Consider the following 737-nt stretch of genomic DNA (forward strand, 5'->3'; position numbering starts at 1 on the left):
CGAGCAGCAGCAGCCGCTGGCCGTGCAGCGCCGCGGCCTGCGCGGGGTGCAGCGCGAAGGCGCCACGCAGGTTGCGCAGCCGCCGGGCGCGCGACAGGCCGATTTGCGTCTCGGTGGCGTGCAGGCGCAGCAGGCTGCGGGAGTCCGTCTTGCTCCGCTCCAGGCGCCGCGCCAGCAGCGCGGACTGGTTGAAGCCGCGCTCGCGCAGGCGCTGTACCGAGAGGGGAATGGGCAGCACGCGGTCAGCGGCCTCGATCGCGGGCGCCACCCCGGGGGTGCTGCGCAACAGGGCGGCCAGCGTTGCGGCCCAACCCGGGTCTCCCCGGAACTTGAAGTCCGCGAGCGCGTCGGCCCAGGGGTAGGCATAGTCCACCGCGGCCAGACAGGCGTCAAACGCCGGCGGGTTGCGCAGGCAGGCGCCGCAGACCCCGACCCCGGCGGGCACCCGCAGCGCGCAGCGCTGGCACCGGGTGGCAGGCTGCGCGAACCGTGCCGTGCAGGCCTTGCACAGCCGCTGCGCTGGCCAGGCATGGCACACGGCGCACTGGCTGGGCACGCTGCCCGACAGGCCGCGCAGGCGGCGCGCAACTTCTTGCAGGCGCGTGAAAAGCATGCCGTCAATATACTCGCGCGTTTGCGTGCAGCGCCATGTCCTCCCCTTCCTGCGAGCGTCCTCCCACCATCGATCCCGTCGCCGCCGCCCGCTGGCACGCGGCGGCGCCCGCAGTCTCCCCCTG

At 74.4% G+C, this 737-nt stretch carries 1 protein-coding gene; it reads right to left on the minus strand.

Annotation, left to right across the window (positions count from 1 at the left end; genetic code table 11):
• The coding region (locus VTU_RS0106400) for a phosphoribosyltransferase (RefSeq protein WP_010102298.1) at positions 1–613 on the minus strand (613 nt) is incomplete at its 3' end.
• Positions 614–737: the final 124 nt, after the last annotated feature.

Origin of the sequence: Verminephrobacter aporrectodeae subsp. tuberculatae At4 (assembly GCF_000193225.1) — a bacterium.
In the GTDB taxonomy this organism is placed as follows: domain Bacteria; phylum Pseudomonadota; class Gammaproteobacteria; order Burkholderiales; family Burkholderiaceae_C; genus Acidovorax; species Acidovorax aporrectodeae.